Origin of the sequence: Yinghuangia sp. YIM S09857 (genome assembly GCF_051388915.1) — a bacterium.
Lineage (GTDB): Bacteria > Actinomycetota > Actinomycetes > Streptomycetales > Streptomycetaceae > Yinghuangia.
This window is the reverse complement of record NZ_JBPKBH010000053.1, coordinates 1-3,263: the sequence shown is the minus strand read 5'-3', so window position 1 is coordinate 3,263 and position 3,263 is coordinate 1. Positions and strand designations below refer to the sequence as shown.

General features: G+C 70.5%; 2 protein-coding genes. Both read right to left on the bottom strand.

Annotated features, from left to right (window positions below):
* Positions 1 to 47: 47 nt before the first annotated feature.
* Positions 48 to 2,099 carry a bifunctional aldolase/short-chain dehydrogenase gene (locus ACRX5S_RS41025; RefSeq protein ID WP_436778394.1) on the bottom strand — a complete coding sequence of 684 codons (2,052 nt, stop codon included), beginning with the start codon at positions 2,097 to 2,099 and terminating at the stop codon, positions 48 to 50.
* A 162-nt stretch (positions 2,100 to 2,261) separates the two neighbouring features.
* A partial coding sequence (gene rhaI, locus ACRX5S_RS41020) for an L-rhamnose isomerase (RefSeq protein WP_436778393.1) occupies positions 2,262 to 3,263 on the bottom strand: 1,002 nt, incomplete at its 5' end.

Sequence of the window (3,263 nt, the reverse complement as noted above, 5' to 3'; positions counted from 1 at the left end):
GGTCCCCAGGGGTCCGGATCCGCGCCCGCCCCGCCGCGCTGGGCGGGTCAGCGCAGGAATGCCGCGGCGACCCCGGCGTCCACGGGGATGTGGAGCCCCGTGGTGTGGGACAGGTCTCCGCCGGTGAGGGCGAAGACGGCGTTGGCGACGTGCTCGGGGAGGACTTCGCGCTTGAGAATGGTGCGCTGGGCGTAGAACTCGCCGAGCTTTTCCTCCTCGACGCCGTAGACGGCGGCGCGCTGGGCGCCCCAGCCGCCGGCGAAGATGCCGGACCCGCGCACCACGCCGTCCGGGTTGACGCCGTTGACGCGGATGCCGTGCTCGCCCAACTCGGCGGCCAGCAGCCGGACTTGGTGGGCCTGGTCGGCTTTGGTCGCGCTGTAGGCGATGTTGTTCGGGCCGGCGAACACCGCGTTCTTGGACGCGATGTAGACGATGTCGCCGCCCATGCCCTGCGCGAGCATCGTCCGGGCCGCCTCGCGGGAGACGAGGAAGGAGCCGCGGGCCATGATGTCGTGCTGGAGGTCCCAGTCACGGGCCGAAGTCTCCAGCAGCGGCTTGGAGATGGAGATGCCGGCGTTGTTCACGATGAGGTCGACCCCGCCGAACGCGAGTGCGGCCGCGGCGAACGCCGCGGTGATCTGCTCCTCGTCGGTGACGTCGACCGTGACGGCGACGGCCTTGTCCGGGCCGCCGAGCGCGTCCGCGACCGCGGCGGCGTTCTCCGCGTTCAGGTCGGCGATCACGACGCACGCGCCCTCGGCGACCAGGCGTTCGGCGACGGCCTTCCCGATCCCGCTGCCGGCGCCGGTCACCAGTGCGACGCGCGAGGCGAGCGCCTTGGGCTTGGGGAGCCGGGCGAGCTTGGCCTCCTCCAAGGCCCAGTACTCGATGCGGAACTTCTCGGACTCCTCGATCGGGGCGTACGTCGAGACGGTCTCGGCCCCGCGCATCACGTTGACGGCGTTGACGTAGAACTCGCCCGCCACGCGGGCGGTCTGCTTGTCCTTGCCGAACGAGAACATCCCGATCCCCGGTACCAGCACGATCGCCGGGTCCGCCCCGCGCATCGCGGGCGAGTCGGCGGTCGCGTGCCGGGTGTAGTACGCCGCGTACTCCTCGCGGTAGGCCGCGTGCAGTTCGCGCAGCCGGGCGGTCACCTCGTCGAGCGGCGCGTCCGGTGCGGTGTCCAGGACCAGCGGGGCGACCTTGGTGCGCAGGAAGTGGTCCGGGCAGGACGTGCCGAGTGCGGCGAGCCGGGGGTGCTCGGCACGGGAGAGGAAGTCCAGCACCACGTCCGGGTCGGAGAAGTGCCCCACCTGCGGGCGGTCGGCCGACGCCAAACCCCGGATCAGCGGCGCGAGTTCCGCCGCCCGGGTACGGCGCCTCCCCTCCTCAAGGGGCGCGTACCCGGGCAGTTCGGGGCCGAACGGGTGTGCGGCCGCGTCGAACCGCGCCGCGATGAACTCCTCCGCCGTCCGGATGATCCGCAGCGAATTGGCCCGGCACTCCTCGGAGGTGTCGCCCCACGCGGTGATGCCGTGGCCGCCCAGGATGCAGCCGATCGCCTGCGGGTTCGCCGCCTTGATCGCCGCGATGTCCAGCCCGAGCTGGAAGCCCGGACGCCGCCACGGCACCCACACCACCGCGTCGCCGAAGCACTCGGCGGTCAGCTTCTCCCCGTCCGCAGCCGTCGCCAGCGCGATCCCCGAGTCGGGGTGCAGGTGGTCGACGTGGGCGGCGTCGACCAGGCCGTGCATGGCCGTGTCGATCGACGGCGCGGCACCGCCCTTGCCGTGCGCGCAGAAGTCGAACGCCGCGACCATCTCGTCCTCGCGCTCGACGCCCGGGTACACGTCCACCATCGCGCGCAGCCGGTCCAGCCGCAGCACGGCCAAGCCGCCCTCGGTGAGCGTGCCCAGGTCGCCGCCCGAGCCCTTGACCCACATCAACTCGACGTCGGTCCCGGTGACCGGGTCGCGGTCGGTGCCCTTCGCCGAGGTGTTGCCCCCGGCGTAGTTCGTGTTGCGCGGATCGGCGCCCAACGTGTGCGAGCGGTCCAGCAGTGCTTCCACCGCCGGGTTGGTCGGTGGCTTCATGTGTATGCCCCTTGGGAGAGAAGGAGGTTGCTCTTACCGGGAGTTGTGGATGTTGCTCTTAACGGTAGTTGCCGGGGAAGTCGGGTGCTCTCACCGGGACTTGCCCGGAGATGGGCCCTGCGGTAGACGGAGGTCGCCCGGGGATGGGAGCACCGGCCGCGGTCAGGCCCCCCAGCCTGCCTGCGTCCCTCCGATCCGCTCCGCGCGGATGCGCTCGGCGTAGCCGGAGGCGGCGTAGGCGGTCATCGGATCGGCCGCGAGGCCCATGTCACCGCGGAGTTCGGCCAGCAGCGGCCGCACGTCCGTGTTGTACGCGTCCATCAGCACCGCGTTCGCGCCCAGCACGTCCCCGGCCTGCTGCGCCGCGGCCAGCGCGCCCGCGTCCACCAGCAGCGCCTTGGCCGTCGCCTCCTGGACGTTCATCACCGACCGGATCTGACCGGGCACCTTCGGCTCGATGTTGTGGCACTGGTCCAACATGAACGCCACCTCCGCCACCTCCTCCAGCCCTCCCCCACGCACCACCTCGTGCATGATGCGGAAGAGCTGGAACGGATCGGCCGCACCCACCATCAGATCGTCGTCCGCGTAGAACCGGGAGTTGAAGTCGAACGCCCCCAACCTCCCCTCCCGCAACAGGAACGCCACGATGAACTCGATGTTCGTGCCCGGCGCGTGGTGCCCGGTGTCCACCACCACCTTCGCCCGCTCGCCCAGCCTGAGGCAGTGCGCGTACGCCGTCCCCCAGTCCGGCACATCGGTGGTGTAGAACGCCGGCTCGAACAACTTGTACTCCAGGATGACCCGCTGATCACCCGTCAGCCGCGCGTACACCTCCGCCAACGCCTCCGCCAGCCGGTCCTGCCGCTCACGGATACTGTCCTGCCCCGGATAGTTCGTCCCGTCCGAGAACCACAGCTTCAAATCCCGCGAACCCGTCGCGTCCATGACATCCACACACTCCAACAGGTGATCGGTCGCCTTGCGGCGCACCCGCGCGTCCGGGTGCGTCACCGACCCCAGCATGTAGTCGTCGTCCTGGAACACATTCGAGTTGATCGCCCCGATCGACACACCGAGATCACAAGCGTGCCTGGCCAGCGCACCGTAGTCCCCGACCCTGTCCCACGGAATATGCAACGACACCGACGGCGCCACACCCGT

Coding starts and splice junctions, on each gene's coding strand:
- ACRX5S_RS41025 (WP_436778394.1), bottom strand. CDS start 2,099: ATGAAGCCACCGACCAACCCGGCGGTGGAAGCACTGCTGGACCGCTCG.